A 19425-nucleotide genomic window follows, 5' to 3' on the forward strand; every position below is an offset into this window, starting at 1 on the left:
TATCCTGTGCCCCGTGACCGAGAACACGCAGACACCCAGTGCCCCCGACTCCGAACTGCCGACCACGTACGCGCCGGCCGAGGTAGAGGGGAAGCTCTACGAGCGCTGGGTAGAGCGTGGGTACTTCACGGCCGACCCCGCGAGCGAGAAGCCCGCGTACACCATCGTCATCCCGCCGCCGAACGTCACCGGCTCGCTCCACCTGGGCCACGCCTTCCAGCACACGCTCATGGACGCCCTGACCCGCCGCAAGCGCATGCAGGGCTACGAGTCCCTGTGGCTGCCCGGCATGGACCACGCCGGCATCGCCACCCAGAACAAGGTCGAGCAGCAGCTCGCCGAGGAGGGCAAGTCCCGCCACGACCTGGGCCGCGAGGAGTTCGTCGAGCGGGTCTGGCAGTGGAAGGAAGAGTACGGCGGCAAGATCCTCGGCCAGATGCGCCGCCTCGGCGACGGCGTCGACTGGTCGCGCGAGCGCTTCACCATGGACGAGGGCCTGTCCAAGGCCGTCCAGACGATCTTCAAGAAGCTCTACGACGACGAGCTGATCTACCGCGCCGAGCGCATCATCAACTGGTGTCCGCGCTGCCTCACGGCCATCTCCGACATCGAGGTGGAGTACCAGGAGGACGCCGGCGAGCTCGTCTCCATCAAGTACGGCGAGGGCGAGGACACCCTCGTCGTCGCCACCACCCGCGCCGAGACGATGCTCGGTGACACCGCGATCGCCGTCCACCCGGACGACGAGCGCTACAAGCACCTGGTCGGCAAGCTCATCAAGCTGCCGCTCACCGACCGCTCGATCCCGGTCGTCGCGGACACCCACGTCGACCCCGAGTTCGGCACCGGCTGCGTCAAGGTGACCCCGGCGCACGACCCGAACGACTTCGCCATCGGGCAGCGCCACGACCTGCCCAACATGACGATCATGGACGAGCACGGTGTCATCACCGTCCACGGCCCCTTCCTCGGCCTGGACCGGTTCGAGGCCCGTTCCGCGGTCGTCGGCGCCCTGCGCCAGCAGGGCCGCATCGTCGCGGAGAAGCGCCCCTACCTGCACTCCGTCGGACACTGCTCGCGGTGCAGCACGACCGTCGAGCCGCGCCTGTCCCTCCAGTGGTGGGTCAAGGTCGAGACCCTCGCCAAGGCCGCCGGTGACGCGGTCCGCGACGACCGGGTCACGATCCACCCCAAGGAGATGGAGAAGCGGTACTTCGACTGGGTCGACAACCTCAACGACTGGTGCATCTCGCGCCAGCTGTGGTGGGGCCACCGCATCCCGGTCTGGTACGGCCCGAACGGCGAGGTCGTCTGCGTCGGACCCGACGACGAGGCGCCCTCGGGCGAGGGCTGGACCCAGGACACGGACGTCCTGGACACCTGGTTCTCCTCCGGCCTGTGGCCGTTCTCGACGCTCGGCTGGCCGGAGAAGACCCCGGACCTGGCGAAGTTCTACTCCACCGACGTCCTGGTCACCGGCCACGACATCATCTTCTTCTGGGTCGCCCGGATGATGATGTTCGGCCTGTACGCCATGGACGGCGAGGTTCCGTTCAAGACGATCGCGCTGACCGGCCTGGTCCGTGACGAGCGCGGCAAGAAGATGTCGAAGTCCTTCGGCAACGTCGTCGACCCGCTGGACTGGATGGACAAGTACGGCTCCGACGCCGTCCGTTTCACCCTGGCCAAGGGCGCCAACCCCGGCACCGACGTCCCGATCGGCGAGGACTGGGTCCAGGCCTCCCGCAACTTCGCCAACAAGATCTGGAACGCGACCCGCTTCGCGCTGATGAACGGCGCCACCATCGAGGGCGAGCTCCCGGCCCCCGAGCAGATGTCGGCGACCGACCGGTGGATCCTGTCCCGCCTGAACAAGACCGTCGCCCAGGTCGACGCGTACTACGAGGACTTCCAGTTCTCGAAGCTCAGCGAGGCCCTCTACCACTTCGCGTGGGACGAGGTCTTCGCCTGGTACGTCGAGCTGTCGAAGACGACCTTCTTCGCCGGCGGCGAGCAGGCCAAGGTCTCCGGCCGGGTCCTCGGCGAGGTCCTCGACGTCATGCTGCGCCTGCTGCACCCGGTGGTCCCCTTCGTCACCGAGACGCTGTGGACCACGCTGACCGGCCGCGAGTCCCTGGTCATCGCCGACTGGCCCAAGGACAGCGGCTTCCGCGACGAGGCCGCCGAGGCCGAGATCGAGCAGGTCCAGGCCGTGGTCACCGAGGTCCGCCGCTTCCGCAAGGAGCAGGGCCTGCAGGACGGCCAGAAGGTCCCGGCCCGCCTGGACCTGACGGGCACGGCGCTGGCCCCGCACGAGGGCGCCATTCGCCAGCTCCTGCGCCTCCAGCCGGAGGGCGACTCCTTCAGCGCCACCGCGACCCTCCCGGTCGCCGGCGCCACGGTCGCGCTCGACCTGTCGGGCACCATCGACGTGGCCGCCGAGCGCAAGCGCCTCTCCAAGGACCTGGCGGCCGCCGAGAAGGAGAAGCAGCAGGCCGAGGCGAAGCTGGGGAACGAGGCGTTCATCGCCAAGGCCCCCGACAACGTCGTGGACAAGATCAAGGGGCGGCTGGCCAAGGCCGAGGCCGACATCGCCCGCCTCCAGGCCCAGCTGGACGGCCTGCCGGCCGCGTGACACCCCGTACGGCATGAAGGCGAAGGGCCCCCGCACCACGGTGCGGGGGCCCTTCCCCGTTCACCCCGCCGGTGCGGGGCCGAAACGGGTCAGGATCAGCACCGCCACCACCGCGTAACCGGTCAGCGGGACCAGCCAGTGGGGGAGTGCCCGCAGCCGGGAGCCCGGCCCCGACAGGTGCCGGGTGACGTACCAGAACAGCGGGATCATCACCGCCCACACCACCATGCACCACGGGCACAGCGCCCCGATCGCGTACAGGCACTGGCCGATCAGCCACACCGTGAAGCCGAAGCCGGCGGCCAGCCCCGCCCACAGCACGCGCCACAGCCCGCGCGGGAACACCGCCCCGGCCAGCATCGCCGCGCCCAGCCCCGACAGGGCCGCGAAGCCGGCGATGCCGAGCAGCATGTTGGGGAAGCCCAGCAGATTGCCCTGCCAGGTGGTCATCACGTCGCCGCAGCTGAGGACCGCGCCGACATTGCAGCCCGGCGTGAAGAGCGGGTCCTCCAGGGTGCGGATGCGGTCGTACGTGAGGACGCCGGAGGCCAGTGTGCCGAGCAGGCCGCCGATCAGCAGGAGGAGGGACGTGCCCCGGTGGGTGGTCATCCTCCCGACGCTACGGTCGCTGCGCCGGGCCGGGGCAGGGCGCAAGGTCACCAAGGCCGGGACCTCCGGCCTGTCCGAAGTGCCCCAGATCACGCCATGTGCGGCCCCGGTGGACCGTCACCGGCGGTGGCCGGCACGGATGATGGAGGGCATGCACGCGAAGCCCGCCCTCTCGGCGCTCCACCGGGTCACGGTCCGCGGCGCCCGGCTCACGCGGGGCTGGTCCGGCTCGCCGCGTGCGACGGACGTGCTCACGGCACTGAGCTGCCTGGGCCTGACGGCGATCGACCTGCCGGGCCTGGCGGCCGCCGACAACTCGCTGACCGGCGCCTCCGCGGCCGTCGTCCTCGCGCTGGGCTGCGCCACCCTGCTGGTGCGGCGCCGGCTGCCCTGGATCCCGTACCTCGCCGCGCTGCTCTTCATCGGGTGGCTGCACGAGCTCACCCTGATCCAGTTCGCGCTGTACTCGGTGGGCCGGTTCCGCGGGCGCCGGGCGGGTGTCCTCGCCACTCTCGGCTACCTCGCCTTCGCGCTGTTCCTCTTCGCCTGCGTGCCGGGGTGGCCCGAGGCCGAGCACGGGTCGCTCACCGGCTTCCTCGGCATCGTCGTGCCCATCGGGGTGCTCGCCTCGGCCGTCGGCATCGCGGCCTACCGGCACGACCTGGTCGCGGAGCTGACCGCGCGCCGGGCCGAGTCGGCCGTGCTCCAGGCCGTGCAGCAGGAGCGCACCTCGGTCGCCCGGGACGTCCACGACTTCGTCGGGCGGGAGCTGACCCTGCTGACGGTGCGCTCCGAGGTGCTGTCGGTGCGCTCGCGCGAGACCCCGTACGCCAAGGACTTCGAGGAGCTCGCGGACACCGCGCGCCGGGCCCATCTGGTGCTGAACGAGATCATCGTGCAGCGCGGTGAGCGGGCCTCGACGCCGGGGGTGGAGGGGCTGGCGGCGCTCGCGGAGGAGAGCGGGCGGGCCGGTTCCCCCGTACGCCTCGCCATGGACCCGGAGGTGAACGGGCTGTCGCCGCTGCGGCAGGCGGCGGTCTACCGGGTGGTGCAGGAGTGCCTGACCAACGCGGCCAAGCACGCGCGCGGGGAGAGCGTGGAGGTGTCGATCGAGGCGGACGGGCCCCGGCTGCGGATCGCCGTCAGCAACGCACTGCCCGCCCGCACCCCGGTCCGCGCCCCGGTCTCGGCGGGCTCGGGGACGGCGAGCATGTCCGAGCGCGTGCGCAGCCTGGGCGGCACCCTGACGGCGACGCGCACGGAGCGGGCGTACGAGGTGGTCGCGACGCTTCCGCGCGGATAGGAGCTCCCGCGCGGAGAGGGACGCGCCCACGCGGAGAGGACGCCCCCGCGCGGGCGGACCGGCCGGTCAGGCCTTCGCCGGGGTGAGCAGGCCGCTCAGGGCGTCGAGGTCCTCGACGCAGCGGCCGGAGCCGAGGGCGACGCAGTCCAGCGGGTGGTCGGCGACGAAGACCGGGATGCCGGTCGCGGACGCCATGCGCAGGTCCAGCCCCGCCAGCAGGGCGCCGCCGCCGGTCAGGACGATGCCGTGTTCCATCACGTCGCCGGAGAGCTCGGGCGGGCATTCCTCCAGGGTGGTGCGGACGGCGGCGATGATCGCCTCGACCGGTTCGTCGAGTGCGGCCCGGACGTCCGGGGCGCCGAGGGCGAGGGTCCGCGGCATGCCGCCGACCTTTTCGCGGCCCCGCACGGTGAAGGTGAGGCTCTCCAGCTCGGGGCGGTCCGGCACGGGCCAGGCCGAGCCGATGGCCACCTTGACGTCCTCGGCGGTGCGTTCGCCGATGAGGAGGGCGTGCTCCTTGCGCACCCAGTCGGTGATCGCGGCGTCGAGCCGGTCCCCGCCGACGCGCAGCGACCGGGAGGTGACGATGCCGCCGAGCGAGATCACCGCGACCTCGCAGGTGCCGCCGCCGATGTCGACGACCATCGAGCCGCGCGGTTCGGCCACCGGCAGCCCGGCCCCGATCGCCGCGGCCCTCGGCTCCTCGATCAGGTGCACGCTCCTGGCGCCGGCCCGGGTGGAGGCGTGGACGATGGCCCGCCGCTCGACCGGGGTCACGCCCGACGGCACGCAGATCACCATCCGGGTGCGGGGCCGGCGGCCGGGGACGGCCTTGCGGACGAAGTGCCGGATCATCTCCTCGGCGGCCTCGTAGTCGCAGATCACCCCGTCCTTGAGGGGGCGGATCGCGGTGATGGAGCCGGGGGTGCGGCCGATGGTCTCCTTGGCCTCCGCCCCGACGGCCAGGGCGGTGGTGGTGCCCGCCTTCACGGCGACCACGGAAGGCTCATTGAGGACGATCCCGTGCCCCCGTGCGTAGACCAGGGTGTTCGCGGTCCCCAGGTCTATCCCTATGTCGCGGCTGGATCCTGTCGTGTTGCTGCTGGCCTGCGGCATTTGTTCCCCTATCTGCTGTCCGCAAGGCTCGCACGACGATCAGGTCGCTCCCGCCGCCGGAAGTCCCGTACCGCCCGGGTCGAAAGTCCCGGGGCCCGGCGTCCGTAGACTGGGCGTGTGAGTGAGCAGCAGCCCGAGAGCCACGACCGGCACGAGTTCGACGAGTTCGACCAGATCGTGGCCGAAGAGTCCGACCGCGACCCCGACCTGGCGGTGATCGAGGCCGGCAGTCGCACCCTGCGCACCCAGGCCGGACCGCCGCAGGGCGATCCGGTACCCGCCCGGCCCACCGACCCGGAGGTCGCCAAGGCGCTTCTGGAGGTGGAGCAGGAGCTCTCCACGCGCTGGGGCGAGACCAAGCTGGAGCCGTCGGTGAGGCGCATCGCGGCACTGATGGACGTACTGGGCGAACCCCAGCGGGCCTACCCGACGATCCACGTCACCGGGACCAACGGCAAGACCAGCACGGCCCGCATGATCGAGTGCCTGCTGAACGCCTTCGAGCTGCGCACCGGCCGCTACACCAGCCCGCACGTGCAGTCGATCACCGAGCGGATCAGCCTCGACGGCGCGCCGATCGACGCCGAGCGGTTCGTCGAGACCTACCACGACATCAAGCCGTACGTGGAGATGGTCGACGCGAGCGAGGAGTTCCGGCTGTCGTTCTTCGAGGTGCTGACCGCAATGGCCTACGCGGCCTTCGCGGACGCCCCCGTCGACGCGGCCGTCATCGAGGTCGGCATGGGCGGCACCTGGGACGCGACCAACGTCATCGACGCCGCGGTCGCGGTCATCACCCCGATCAGCCTCGACCACACCGACCGGCTCGGCGGCACGCCCGGCGAGATCGCCCTGGAGAAGGGCGGCGTCATCAAGCAGGACGCGACCGTGATCCTGGCCCAGCAGCCGGTGGACGCGGCGCAGGCGCTGCTGAAGAAGGCCGTCGAGGTCGACGCGACCGTCGCCCGCGAGGGCATGGAGTTCGGCGTCGTCTCGCGCGAGGTCGCGGTCGGCGGGCAGCAGCTGACCCTGCGCGGCATGGGCGGCGAGTACGACGGCATCTTCCTGCCGCTGTACGGCGCGCACATGGCGCACAACGCGGCGGTGGCGCTGGCCGCCGTCGAGGCGTTCTTCGGGGTCGGGCAGGAGGGTGCGCGGGTCCTGGACCTGGAGACCGTGCAGCGCGCCTTCGCGTCGGTGACCTCGCCGGGCCGCATGGAGGTCGTGCGGCGCAGCCCGACGGTCGTCCTGGACGCGGCGCACAACCCGGGGGGTGCGGTGGCCACCGCGGAGGCGGTCACCGAGTCGTTCGGCTTCAGCCGGCTGATCGGCGTCGTGGCGGCGAGCGAGGACAAGGACGTGCGCGGGGTCCTGGAGGCCTTCGAGCCGATCTTCGCGGAGGTCGTGGTCACCCAGAACTCCAGCCACCGCTCGATGGACGCGGACGCGCTGGCCGCCGTCGCGGTCGAGGTCTTCGGCGGTGACCGCGTGCAGGTGGAGCCGCGGCTGGACGACGCCCTGGAGGCGGCGATCACCCTTGCGGAGGAAGAGGCCGAGTTCGGAGGGGCCGGGGTCCTGGTGACCGGTTCCGTGATCACGGTGGGCGAGGCCCGCCTGCTGCTGAAGAGGGGCTGAGGAATGCGCACGCTCTGTGCCTCGACGCTGATCGGCGAGTTCTTCGTGATCGGTTTCGCGGGGCTGGTCGCGATGAAGGACCCGGACCTGACCCAGGCCACGGTCTGGACGGTCTGCGGGATCGCGATGCTGCTGTCGGTGCTGCTGTGCGGGATGCTGTCGCGTCCCGGGGCGGTCCAGCTGGGCTGGGCGCTGCAGATCGGCCTGATCGTGAGCGGGTTCGTCGTACCGACCATGTTCTTCCTCGGCGCGGTGTTCGCGGGGCTGTGGTGGTGCTCGGTGCACTACGGCCGCAAGGTCGACGCGGCCAAGGCCCGCTGGGCGGCGATGGCGGAAGACCCCGCCGCCTGACCTGCGGTCCGCCCCGCCTGACCTGCCACCCCCCGCCGGCCCGGCCCCGGGCGTCCCGGGGACCGGTCCGCCTGCACCCCGGCCCCCGGGCCCCGGCCGCTGGATGTGCCGCGATCCCGGCTGCCTGCCCGGCCTGTACGGCCCGCGCGGGGCCGCCTCGGCGGCCCGTCGGCCGGGCCCCGGGCGTCCCGGGGACCGGGTCCGCCCGCACCCCCTGGTCCCCGGCCGCTGGATGTGGCGCGAGCCCGCCTGGCTGCCCGGCCTGCGGCGCGGGGCCGCCTCGGCGGCCCGGTGGACACGCCCCGCGCCCGGCCTGCGTCCCCGGCCCGTCGCCCGCCGGGGCGCTGGACGCGCCCCGGACCCGGCTGCCTGCCCGGCCCGTACGCAGGGCCCGCGGGACGACCGCCCCGTCGGCCCGGGACCCGCCCGGGCGCCCCGCGAGCCCGGCCGCGGGGCCGCTGCACCGGGGCGGGCGGGGCCGGGCGGGGCCGAACGGCCCTGTAGATTCGTCCCACCGCACCCGTATGCCGCAAGGAGCCCCAACATGACCCAGCGCACCCTCGTCATCCTCAAGCCCGACGCCGTCCGTCGCGGCCTGATCGGCGAGATCATCGGCCGCATCGAGCGGAAGGCCGGCTGGACCATTCCCGCCCTGGAGCTGCGCACGCTGGACCAGGACACCCTGGAGGCCCACTACGGCGAGCACAAGGGCAAGCCGTTCTACGAGCCCCTGATGGGCTTCATGGCGAGCGGTCCCGTCGTCGTCCTGGTGGTGGAAGGGGAACGCGCGATCGAGGGCGTCCGCCAGCTGGCCGGCCCCACCGACCCGATCGCCGCGGCGCCCGGCTCCATCCGGGGGGACTTCGGCAGCATCGTGCGCGAGAACCTCATCCACGCCTCGGACTCCGAGGAGTCCGCGGAGCGCGAGCTGAAGCTGTTCTTCCCCGCTCTCTGAGCCCTCCCTCCTGACGAGACATCAGCCGAATAGCGCTCTCTACCTGGGGCGACCGAAGTAATTTCGGTCGCCCTCCGGTATTTCGGAGCGGAAGCGGGAACGCCTGGGCAAGACCCGTCGTCACACCTAAGGGGGCGGGTTTCCGATCCGGCGGGATTGCCGGAGTCCCGTCGCGCGGCGTTCATACTTGCGGCACTACGATGGGGCCTCCACCCACACACCCACCTCGCCGACCTGACAGCAGCCGCTATCAACTGGAAGGCCAGACGCTCCTCATGGGGAACAAGGGGAACAACATGTCGTTCATCGGCCGTGACATGGCGATCGACCTCGGGACCGCCAACACGCTGGTGTACGTGAGGGGCCGGGGGATCGTCCTGAACGAGCCGTCCGTGGTCGCCATCAACACGAACACCGGCGGCATCCTGGCGGTCGGCTCCGAGGCGAAGAAGATGATCGGGCGCACGCCCGGCAACATCGTCGCCGTACGGCCCCTCAAGGACGGCGTGATCGCCGACTTCGAGATCACGGAGCGCATGCTCCGCTACTTCATCCTCAAGATCCACAAGCGCCGCTACCTGGCCCGACCGCGCGTGGTGGTCTGCGTTCCCTCCGGCATCACGGGAGTGGAGCGACGCGCCGTCATCGAGGCGTCCACGCAGGCCGGCGCCCGCCAGGTGCACATCATCGAGGAGCCCATGGCCGCCGCCATCGGCTCGGGCCTGCCCGTCCACGAGGCCACCGGCAACATGGTCGTGGACATCGGCGGCGGCACCACCGAGGTGGCCGTCATCTCCCTCGGCGGAATCGTCACGGCACAGTCCATCCGGGTGGCCGGCGACGAGCTCGACAACGCGATCATCCAGCACATCAAGAAGGAGTACTCGCTCCTCCTCGGTGAGCGCACCGCCGAGCAGATCAAGATCACCATCGGGTCGGCGTACGACCTCGACAAGGACGAGCACACCGAGATCCGCGGCCGCGACCTGGTCTCCGGCCTGCCCAAGACCGTGGTCATCTCGGCCGCCGAGGTCCGCAAGGCCATCGAGGAGCCCGTCAACGCCATCGTCGACGCCGTCAAGACCACCCTCGACAAGTGCCCGCCGGAGCTCTCCGGCGACATCATGGACCGGGGCATCGTCCTGACCGGCGGCGGCGCCCTCCTGCGCGGGCTCGACGAGCGGTTGCGCCGCGAGACGGGCATGCCCATCCACATCGCCGAGGACCCGCTCGACTCCGTGGCGCTCGGCTCCGGCAAGTGCGTCGAGGAGTTCGAGGCCCTCCAGCAGGTCCTGGACGCCCAGCCCCGTCGCTGACCCGTCGCGGACAGACCCTCCCCTGCCGGAGGGACCATGCGGAACACACAGGGATCCGCCGTACGGGTGCTACCGGGCCCGTGCGGCGGATCGTTGATATACAGGCAAAAGAGAATTCCGACGAGGAAGGCACGGCCGCCGCACGTGAGGGACACACGAGAGAGCCGGCTGCTCCTGGTGCTTCTGACCGCCATCGCGTTCGCACTGATCACGGTGGACATCAGGGCAGGTGAGGAGTCACCGGTCGACGGTGCCCGGCAGGCCGCCGCGGCGGTCTTCGGCCCCGTCGAGGAAGGCGTGGCGACGGCCGTCGACCCGGTCGCCAACGCCATAGGGGCCGTACGGGACTCCGGGAGCCGTCACAACCGTATCGCCACCCTGGAGCGGGAGAACGCCGCCCTGAAGGCCAAGCTCGGCAGCGACGACCAGACCCGCAGCCGCATCCGCGAGCTCGACGAGATGCTCAAGCGCGCCGGCGCCGGACAGTACGGCATCAAGGGCGCCGAGGTCATCGCCATAGGAGCGGCCCAGGGCTTCTCCTGGACCGTCACCATCGACGCCGGCAGCAAGGACGGCATCGAGCGCGACATGACCGTCCTCAACGGGGACGGCCTCGTCGGGCGCGTCACCACCGTCGGCCCCGACACCGCCACCGTCGTCCTCGCCAACGACCCCGACTTCACCGTCGGCACCCGGCTGGAGAAGACCGGCGAACTCGGCTTCGCCACCGGCCAGGGCGACCGCGCCCTGTCCGTCCAGATGCTCAACGGCAAGGCCAAGATCGGCCCCGGCGACCGGCTCGTCACCTTCGGCTCGCGCGGCAACAAGCCCTTCGTGCCCGGCGTCCCGATCGGCGAGGTCGTCAAGGTCGACGACGCCCGCGGCGACCTGACCCGCACCGTCTGGGTGCGTCCGTTCGTCGGTTTCTCGCGCCTGGACATCGTCGGCGTCGTCGTGATGCCGCCGCGCGAGGACCCGCGCGACGCCGTTTTGCCGCCGAAGCCCGAAGCCCCCAAGCCCACCCCGACCGTCACCGTCACGGTCACCCCGTCGGCGAACGCCACCGGCAAGCCGGCCGACGAGTAGGAGCAGCCCCCATGCCCTTCAACCGGATCCTGCTCTCGGCCACCCTCGTCGTGGTGGCCCTCGTCGTCCAGGTCTCCGTCCTGGGCCGGCTCCAACTGCCTGGCGCCGTCCCCGACCTGGTGCTGCTCACCGTCGTCGCCCTCGCACTCGTGTACGGGCACGTCAGCGGTGCGCTCATCGGCTTCACCGCGGGCCTCCTCGCCGACCTCGCCCCGCCCGCCGACCACGCCGCCGGGCGGTACGCGCTCGTCCTGTGCGTCATCGGCTACCTGGTCGGCCTGGTCCGCCCCGACAGCGGGCGGTTCCGTTCCGCCTGGGGCCCCATGCTCACCGTCGTGGCCGCCGCGATCGGCTCCACCCTCCTCTACGCGGGCGTGGGCGCACTCGTCGGAGACACCGCCGCCCGCCACGTGGGCCTGGTCGGACTGCTGTTCACCGCGACCCTCTACGACCTGCTGCTCGCGCCGTTCACGGTGCCGTTCGTCATGGCCCTGGCCCGGCGCGCCGAGAGCGACCCGATGGCCGTCGAGGCCGGGGGCGGCCCCGCGAACAAGGCCGCCGACGTCTCCGCCGGCTGGCTGGCCGGCGGCACCGGCCTGCGCATCGGCAGCCAGCGCGGCGGCCTGCGCCTGAAGACCGCGCGCTTCCGCGCCGACAAGGCCGTCCGCATAAAGGGAGTCAAGGCGGCCAAGGGCGTGAAGAGCATCAAAAAGCTGTAGGGAGGAGCAGGCGTGACGAACATTCCCGAGACCGGCCGCACCTCCCGCGTGCAGATCCGGCTCATCATGATCCAGGTGCTCGTCCTCTCCATGTTCATCACCCTCGGCGGGCGCCTCTGGTACCTCCAGATCCGCAACGGCGACGAGTACTACCACGAGGCGAAGAGCAACCACGTGCAGCGGGTCGTCCGGCCCGCCGTGCGCGGACAGGTCCTCGACGCCCGCGGGGTCGCGCTCGCCGACAACGAGACCCGCCTGGTCGTCTCGGCCAGCCGCACCGCCCTGATGAAGATGAACGACAAGGGCAAGGCCGTCATGACCCGCCTCGCCGGCGTCCTCGACATGACCCCCAAGGAGGTCATGGACAAGGTCCGGCTCTGCGACTCCCAGACCCCCAAGCCCTGCTGGAACGGCTCCCCCTACCAGCCGATCCCCGTCACCCTCGAAGCCACCACCCAGCAGGCCCTGACGATCCGCGAACGCCCCGAGGACTTCCCCGGCATCACCGCCGAACCCACCGCCGTGCGCCGCTACCCGGCGCCCGGCGGGGCCCGCACCTCCCAGGTGCTCGGCTACCTCTCGCCCGTCACCGACGACGAGATCCAGAAGGCCAAGGACACCGACTCGCCCCACCTGCGCTCCGACCAGGTCGGGCGCTCCGGGATCGAACGCACCTACGACCGACAGCTGCGCGGCAAGGCGATGGTCACCTCCTACGAGGTCGACAACCTCGGCCGGGTCATGCACCAGACCCAGTCCGACAACGGCGTCCCCGGCTCCACCCTCGTCACCAGCATCGACGCCCGGGTCCAGGCCGTCGCCGAATACGAGCTCCAGCAGGCGATGAAGACCGTCCGCCACGAGGTCGACAACATCACCAACCGCCCGTACGAGGCCGACTCGGGCGCCGTCGTCGTCATGGAGGCCAAGACCGGCCGCGTCGTGGCCATGGCCTCCCAGCCCGACTACGACCCCAACGCCTGGGTCGGCGGCATCAACGCCAAGGACTACGCCAACCTCACCAGCAAGAGCTCCAACTACCCGCTGCTCAACCGGGCCATCCAGGGCCAGGCACCCGCCGGCTCCATCTTCAAGGTGGTCTCCGCGAGCGCCGCCGTACGGGCCGGCTACGACTTCGACGGCAAGTACAACTGCAGCGCCTCCTACGACATGGGCGGCCGCAGCTTCGCGAACTTCGAGTCCAAGGGCCACGGACCCATCACCCTCGGCGAGGCCCTCAAGTTCTCCTGCAACACCGTCTTCTACGCCCTCGGGCACAAGGAATGGAAGAAGGACGGCGGCCTCACCCCCAAGAAGGACGCCCACGACTGGTTCTACCGGACCGCCCGCGAATTCGGACTCGGCGCCGAGACCCACATCGACCTGCCGAACGAGGTCACCGGCCGCATCCCCGACCGCCGGTGGAAGCAGAACTTCTGGAAGGCCAACAAGGGCGCCTGGTGCAAGCAGGGCAAGAAGGGCGGCACCTACGTCGAGCAGATCGCCTACGAGAGCTGCCTCGAAGGCAACCAGCTGAAGGCCTACGACAGCATCAACTTCGCCATCGGCCAGGGCGACGTCCTCGTCACCCCCATCCAGATGGCCACCGCCTACGCCGCCATCAGCAACGGCGGCACCCTCTACAACCCCACCGTGGGCAAGGCCGTGATCAGCGCCAACGGCAAGCACGTCGAGATGATCAAGCCCCAGGCCCACGGCCGGCTGCCGATCGGCCCGAAGACCATCGCCGACCTCGACAAGGGGCTGCGCATGGTCGTCGAGCCCGGCGGCACCGCCGCCTGGCGCTTCACCGGCTGGCCCATGGACAAGATCCCGATGCACGCCAAGACCGGCACTGCCCAGGTCTACGGCAAGCAGACCACCTCCTGGCTGGCGACCTACACCAAGGACTTCGTCATCGTCATGACGATCTCCCAGGGCGGCACCGGCTCCGGAGCCTCCGGCCCCGCCGTCCGCAACATCTACAACGCCATGTACGGCCTCGACATGGAGGGCAAGCAGGACCTCAAGAAGGCCCTGCTGCTCCGGCCCGAGGCCAAACTGCCCAAGATCCGCCCCGACGGCTCCATCGACGCCCCCGAGATCCGGCCGTACGTGCCGCCGTCCCCGGAGGAACCGGAACCGCCCGCACTCGCCGGGCCGCCTGCCGCGCGCCCCGCGCGGCATGACTGAGGACCGAAAGACATGCAGACCGCCAACAAGTTCTCCGTCTCGCGGTACGCGCCCGAGCGCGGGGCGCTGGCCAGGCTCACCGCCCGCGACTCCGTCGTGCGCCGGCTCGACTGGCCGATACTCCTGTCCTCCGTCGCCCTGTCCTTCCTCGGCGCCCTGCTGGTGTGGTCGGCGACCCGCAACAGGACGACCCTGAACCAGGGCGACCCGTACTACTTCCTGGCCCGGCACGCCCTGAACACCGGCATCGGCCTCGTGCTGATGATCGGCACGATCTGGCTCGGCCACCGCACCCTGCGCGGCGCCGTGCCGATCCTCTACGGGATCTCGCTCCTGCTGATCCTCGCCGTGCTCACCCCGCTCGGCGCCACCATCAACGGCGCCCACGCGTGGATCGTGATCGGCGGCGGGTTCTCCCTGCAGCCCTCCGAGTTCGTGAAGATCACGATCATCCTGGTCATGGCCGTGCTGCTGGCGGCCCGGGTGGACGCGGGCGACCTCGTCCACCCCGACCACCGCACCGTCGTCAAGGCGCTCTGCCTGGCCGCCGCCCCGATGGGCATCGTCATGCTGATGCCCGACCTCGGCTCCGTGATGGTCATGGTCGTCATCGTGCTCGGCGTCCTGCTCGCCTCCGGCGCCTCCAACCGCTGGGTGCTCGGCCTGATCGGCGCCGGCGCGGCCGGGGCCATCCTGATCTGGCAGCTCGGCGTCCTCGACGAATACCAGATCAACCGCTTCGCCGCCTTCGCCAACCCCGAGCTCGACCCCGCCGGCGTCGGCTACAACACCAACCAGGCCCGCATCGCGATCGGCTCCGGCGGGCTCCTGGGATCGGGCCTCTTCAAGGGCTCGCAGACCACCGGCCAGTTCGTCCCCGAGCAGCAGACCGACTTCGTCTTCACCGTCGCGGGGGAGGAGCTGGGCTTCGTGGGGGCCGGGCTGATCCTCGTGCTCCTGGGCGTCATCCTCTGGCGGGCCTGCATGATCGCCCGCGAGACCACCGAGCTGTACGGGACGATCGTGTGCGCCGGGATCATCGCCTGGTTCGCCTTCCAGTCCTTCGAGAACATCGGCATGACCCTCGGGATCATGCCCGTGGCCGGGCTCCCGCTGCCGTTCGTCTCCTACGGAGGGTCGTCGATGTTCGCCGTGTGGGTGGCCATCGGACTGCTCCAATCGATCAAGGTGCAACGGCCCCTGTCGGCCTGATCCGGCCTGATCCGGCCTGGGCCCGGCCTCATCCGGCCAGCAACCGGTCCGGGTCCGGCCTGGGTCCGGTTCGGGTCCGGCCTGGATCCGGCGCCTGATCCGGTGCGATCCGGCTCGATCCGGCCGGATCCGCCCTGATCCGGACTGATCCGGGCCGGATGTCGCCCGAATCCGCCGTTCACCCTGCCGACGTGATCCGTTCAGGACTACGGTCGATCCATGGCGGACACGAAGCGCGAGATCGAGCGGAAATTCGAGTTTTCCAAGGCCAAGAGTGCCCGGCGCGGGGTGCCGGACCTGACGGGAACGGCCGCCATCGCGGCCGTCACCGACCAGGGCACCGTCGACCTCGACGCCGTCTACTACGACACCCCCGACCAGCGGCTCGCCGCCGACGGGCTCACCCTGCGCCGCCGCACCGGCGGCGCCGACGAGGGCTGGCACCTCAAACTGCCCGTCTCCCCGGGCGTGCGCGACGAGATCGCCGCCCCCCTCGGCGACACCGTCCCCCGCTCCCTCGCCGCCCTGCTGCGCTCCCGCGTACGCGACGCGGCGGCCCTGGAACCGCAGGTCAGACTCCTCTCCTCGCGCAAGGTCAGCCACCTCCTCGACGCCGACGGAGCCCTCCTCGCCGAACTGAGCACCGACCAGGTCCGCGCCGAGCGCGGCGAGACCGAGGTCGCCTGGACCGAGGTCGAGGTGGAACTCGCCGACGGCATCGACCCCGCACTCCTCGACGCCGTCGAGGAGACCTTCCGCAAGGGCGGCCTCAAGGTCTCCGACGCCCCCTCGAAGCTCGCCCGCGCCCTCACCGAGACCGGCACCGCACCCCCCGCCAAGCCCGGCGCGCACACCCCCGACAACGACACGGCCGGCGCGCACGTACTCGCGTACCTGCGCGAACAGCGCGACGCCCTGATCGCCCAGGACCCGGCCGTCCGCAGGAACCTCCCGGACTCCGTCCACCAGATGCGCGTCGCCTCCCGCCGGATGCGCAGCGCCTTGAAGACCCACCGCAAGGTCCTCGACCGCGCCGCCACCGACCCCATCGGCGACGAACTGCGCTGGCTCGCCCAGGAACTCGGGGTCGACCGCGACCAGGAAGTACTGCTGGAGCGCCTGCGCACCCACCTCGACGAGCTCCCGCGCACCCTTCAGCTCGGCCCCGTCCGCGCCCGGCTGCGCGTCTGGAACACCGCCCGCCGCTCGGCATCGCGCCGCCGAGCCGTGGCCGTGCTCGACACCCCGCGCTACCTGGCCCTGCTCGACGCCGTCGACGCCCTGCTGGCCGACCCGCCCCTGAAGAAGGCCGCCGCCCACCCCGCCCGCAAGGTCCTCCCCAAGGCGATCCTCCACGACTACGAACGCCTCGCCGGCCGGATCGACGCCGCCCTCGCCCTGGACCCCGGACACGAGCGGGACGTGGCCCTGCACCGGGCCCGCAAGGCCGCGAAGCGCGCCCGCTACGCGGCGGAGGCGGCGGTGCCCGCCCTCGGTAAACCGGCCGAGCGCATGGCCAAGGCCGTCAAGAAGGTCCAGAGCCTGCTCGGGGACCACCAGGACAGCGTGGTGGCCCGCGAGGCCCTGCGCGGCATCGGCGCCCAGGCCGCAGGCGGCGGCGAGTCGGCCTTCACCTGGGGCGTCCTGTACGCCCGCGAGGAGACCCTGGCCGAGCGGCGGGAGCGGGAACTGCCCGACGTGTGGGCCGCCGCCTCGAAGCCCGGGCTTCGGGCCGCCCTGAGGTGATCATGTGAGTGGGGGCGGCTGGGGCGGGGGGTACGCTAGATAGCTGCCCCCTGCCCGCTTCACGAAAGTCGCGTGATGGCCGAGTCGGTCTTCCCTCAGCTCGAGGCCCTGCTTCCGCATGTGCAGAAGCCCATCCAGTACGTCGGCGGTGAGCTCAACTCCACCGTGAAGCCGTGGGAGTCCTGCGACGTCCGCTGGGCTCTCATGTACCCGGACGCGTACGAGGTCGGGCTGCCCAACCAGGGCGTCATGATCCTCTACGAAGTGCTGAACGAGCGCGAGGGCGTGCTCGCCGAGCGCACCTACAGCGTCTGGCCGGACCTCGAAGAGCTGATGCGCGAGCACAACGTGCCGCAGTTCACCGTCGACAGCCACCGCCCCGTCTCGGCCTTCGACGTGTTCGGCCTGTCCTTCTCCACGGAGCTGGGCTACACGAACATGCTCGCGGCCCTGGACCTGGCGGGCATCCCGCTGGAGGCCAGGAACCGCACGGTCGACCACCCGATCGTCCTCGCGGGCGGCCACGCGGCCTTCAACCCCGAGCCGATCGCCGAGTTCATCGACTGCGCGGTCATCGGCGACGGCGAGCAGGCCGTCCTCGACATGACCGAGATCATCCGCACCTGGAAGGCCGAGGGGCGGCCGGGCGGGCGCGAGGAGATCCTCTTCCGGCTCGCGAAGACCGGCCAGGTCTACGTGCCGGGCTTCTACGACGTCGACTACCTCCCGGACGGCCGCATCGCGCGCGTCGCCCCGAACAAGTCCGGCGTCCCCTACCGGGTGTCCAAGCACACGGTCATGGACCTCGACGAGTGGCCGTACCCCAAGCAGCCGCTGGTCCCGCTCGCCGAGACCGTCCACGAGCGGATGTCCGTCGAGATCTTCCGCGGCTGCACCCGCGGCTGCCGTTTCTGCCAGGCCGGCATGATCACGCGCCCCGTGCGGGAGCGAAGCATCACCGGCATCGGCGAGATGGTGGAGCGCGGGCTGAAGGCCACCGGCTTCGAGGAGGTCGGCCTCCTCTCCCTGTCCTCGGCCGACCACACCGAGATCGCGGACATCGCCAAGGGCCTCGCGGACCGCTACACGGAGGACAAGGTGGGCCTGTCCCTCCCGTCCACCCGCGTGGACGCGTTCAACGTGGACCTGGCCAACGAGCTGACCCGCAACGGCCGCCGGTCGGGCCTCACCTTCGCCCCCGAGGGCGGCTCCGAGCGCATGCGCAAGGTCATCAACAAGATGGTCTCCGAAGAGGACCTGATCCGCACCGTCGCCACCGCCTACGGCAACGGCTGGCGCCAGGTGAAGCTGTACTTCATGTGCGGCCTGCCGACCGAGACCGACGAGGACGTGCTCCAGATCGGCGACATGGCGGTCAACGTCATCGCCAAGGGCCGCGAGGTCTCCGGCCAGAACGACATCCGCTGCACCGTCTCCATCGGCGGCTTCGTCCCCAAGCCGCACACCCCCTTCCAGTGGGCCCCGCAGCTGTCGGCCGAGGAGACGGACGCCCGTCTGGGCAAGCTCCGCGACAAGATCCGCGGCGACAAGAAGTACGGCCGTTCCATCGGTTTCCGCTACCACGACGGCAAGCCGGGCATCGTCGAGGGCCTCCTGTCCCGCGGTGACCGCCGCATCGGCGACGTGATCCGCGCCGTGTACGAGTCGGGCGGCCGCTTCGACGGCTGGCGCGAGCACTTCTCGTACGACCGGTGGATGGAGGCGGCGGAGAAGACGCTGCCCGCGTACGGCGTGGACGTCGCCTGGTACACGACGCGCGAGCGCACGTACGAGGAGGTCCTGCCCTGGGACCACCTGGACTCCGGGCTCGACAAGGACTGGCTCTGGGAGGACTGGCAGGACGCCCTCGACGAGACCGAGGTCGACGACTGCCGCTGGACCCCGTGCTTCGACTGCGGCGTCTGTCCTCAGATGCAGACCGAGATCCAGATCGGCCCCACCGGCAAGAAGCTGCTTCCGCTGACGGTCGTGAAGTAACCCTTGGGTCACGACAGGCCCCCGCCCGCAACGGGCGGGGGCCTTCGTCGTGTCCTCCACGGCATGGACACGGACAAGCGGCTCCCCGCAGGTGGCGGTGACGGTGGTGACGGGTGCCTGGTGGGCGTCGTCAGGATCCCCGTGAAGATCGTCGCCGTACTCGTGGTGCTCCCCGTACGAGTGGTGTGGGAACTGCTCGTCGCCCTGGGCCGGGCCGTGCACCGGCACGTCCTCGGGCCGCTGTACGTCCATGTCGTCGAGCCGGTGCTCCGGGCGCTGGGGTGGCTGCTGGGGGCCCTGTTCAAGCTGGTCTTCGTGTGGCCGTGGGTCGGTCTGTGGCGGTACGTGGCCGTGCCGGCCGGGCGGGGCGTCGCGTGGCTGGGGCGGGGCGCGTACGAGCACCTGCTCGCGCCGGCGGGGCGGGCGCTGGCCGCCCGCGTGTTCCGCCCGCTCGGGGCGGCGCTGGCCCGGGTGGGCCGGGGCGGGGTGACGTACCTGCTCGCACCGCTCGCCAAGGGGGGCATGTGGTTCGGCTGGGCCCTGGGCATGGT

Annotated in this window: 14 protein-coding genes and 1 pseudogene; 13 read left to right on the forward strand and 2 right to left on the reverse strand. The window is 71.2% G+C overall.

Translation table 11 applies throughout. The features are described 5' to 3' along the window. Positions 1-13: 13 nt before the first annotated feature. The gene (locus ACZ6Y1_RS18600) at positions 14-2635 is read left to right on the forward strand and encodes a valine--tRNA ligase (RefSeq protein ID WP_469630283.1); all 2622 of its coding nucleotides are present in this window, start codon (positions 14-16) and stop codon (positions 2633-2635) included. 60 nt (positions 2636-2695) lie between these two features. Here the strand turns inward: ACZ6Y1_RS18600 and ACZ6Y1_RS18605 are convergent, their stop codons facing one another. After that, a complete protein-coding gene (locus ACZ6Y1_RS18605) occupies positions 2696-3244 on the reverse strand; it encodes a vitamin K epoxide reductase family protein (protein ID WP_469630287.1) in 549 nt (182 codons plus the stop codon). Between the two features lie 151 nt (positions 3245-3395). Between ACZ6Y1_RS18605 and ACZ6Y1_RS18610 the strand changes: the two genes are divergently transcribed. Beyond that, positions 3396-4547 (forward strand): sensor histidine kinase, encoded by a 1152-nt coding sequence (locus tag ACZ6Y1_RS18610; RefSeq protein ID WP_469630290.1) that lies wholly within the window; start codon positions 3396-3398, stop codon positions 4545-4547. A gap of 66 nt (positions 4548-4613) precedes the next feature. Here the strand turns inward: ACZ6Y1_RS18610 and ACZ6Y1_RS18615 are convergent, their stop codons facing one another. After that, positions 4614-5663 (reverse strand): rod shape-determining protein, encoded by a 1050-nt coding sequence (locus ACZ6Y1_RS18615; protein ID WP_469630293.1) that lies wholly within the window; start codon positions 5661-5663, stop codon positions 4614-4616. 117 nt (positions 5664-5780) lie between these two features. On the opposite strand from ACZ6Y1_RS18615, the gene folC reads away from it, so the two are divergent. From folC to ACZ6Y1_RS18670, 11 genes and pseudogenes are all read left to right on the forward strand, one after another. Further along, entirely contained in the window at positions 5781-7298 is a 1518-nt protein-coding gene (gene folC, locus ACZ6Y1_RS18620) for a bifunctional tetrahydrofolate synthase/dihydrofolate synthase (RefSeq protein WP_469630297.1), read from the forward strand. Positions 7299-7301: 3 nt separating this feature from the next. Then, the gene (locus ACZ6Y1_RS18625) at positions 7302-7649 is read left to right on the forward strand and encodes a DUF4233 domain-containing protein (protein WP_469630301.1); all 348 of its coding nucleotides are present in this window, start codon (positions 7302-7304) and stop codon (positions 7647-7649) included. A 544-nt stretch (positions 7650-8193) separates the two neighbouring features. After that, a complete protein-coding gene (ndk, locus tag ACZ6Y1_RS18630; RefSeq protein WP_384588392.1) occupies positions 8194-8604 on the forward strand; it encodes a nucleoside-diphosphate kinase in 411 nt (136 codons plus the stop codon). A 296-nt stretch (positions 8605-8900) separates the two neighbouring features. Continuing rightward, on the forward strand, positions 8901-9920 hold the full coding sequence (locus tag ACZ6Y1_RS18635; RefSeq protein ID WP_008738981.1) for a rod shape-determining protein: 1020 nt from the start codon (positions 8901-8903) through the stop codon (positions 9918-9920). Between the two features lie 144 nt (positions 9921-10064). Continuing rightward, a complete protein-coding gene (gene mreC, locus ACZ6Y1_RS18640) occupies positions 10065-11006 on the forward strand; it encodes a rod shape-determining protein MreC (protein WP_469630304.1) in 942 nt (313 codons plus the stop codon). A gap of 11 nt (positions 11007-11017) precedes the next feature. Next, complete coding sequence (mreD, locus tag ACZ6Y1_RS18645) at positions 11018-11725, forward strand: rod shape-determining protein MreD (protein ID WP_469630307.1); 708 nt, start codon at positions 11018-11020, stop codon at positions 11723-11725. A 12-nt stretch (positions 11726-11737) separates the two neighbouring features. Continuing rightward, entirely contained in the window at positions 11738-13918 is a 2181-nt protein-coding gene (gene mrdA / locus ACZ6Y1_RS18650) for a penicillin-binding protein 2 (RefSeq protein WP_469630310.1), read from the forward strand. Between the two features lie 12 nt (positions 13919-13930). Continuing rightward, positions 13931-15130: a rod shape-determining protein RodA gene (gene rodA, locus ACZ6Y1_RS18655; RefSeq protein ID WP_469630314.1), complete on the forward strand. Its 1200-nt coding sequence runs from the start codon at positions 13931-13933 to the stop codon at positions 15128-15130. 219 nt (positions 15131-15349) lie between these two features. Then, entirely contained in the window at positions 15350-16876 is a 1527-nt protein-coding gene (locus ACZ6Y1_RS18660) for a CYTH and CHAD domain-containing protein (RefSeq protein WP_469630320.1), read from the forward strand. A gap of 72 nt (positions 16877-16948) precedes the next feature. Continuing rightward, the gene (locus tag ACZ6Y1_RS18665) at positions 16949-18874 is read left to right on the forward strand and encodes a TIGR03960 family B12-binding radical SAM protein (RefSeq protein WP_469630323.1); all 1926 of its coding nucleotides are present in this window, start codon (positions 16949-16951) and stop codon (positions 18872-18874) included. 63 nt (positions 18875-18937) lie between these two features. Then, a pseudogene (locus ACZ6Y1_RS18670) lies at positions 18938-19425 on the forward strand (hypothetical protein); the annotation flags it as partial.

This window comes from Streptomyces sp. NPDC053432 (assembly GCF_055585365.1).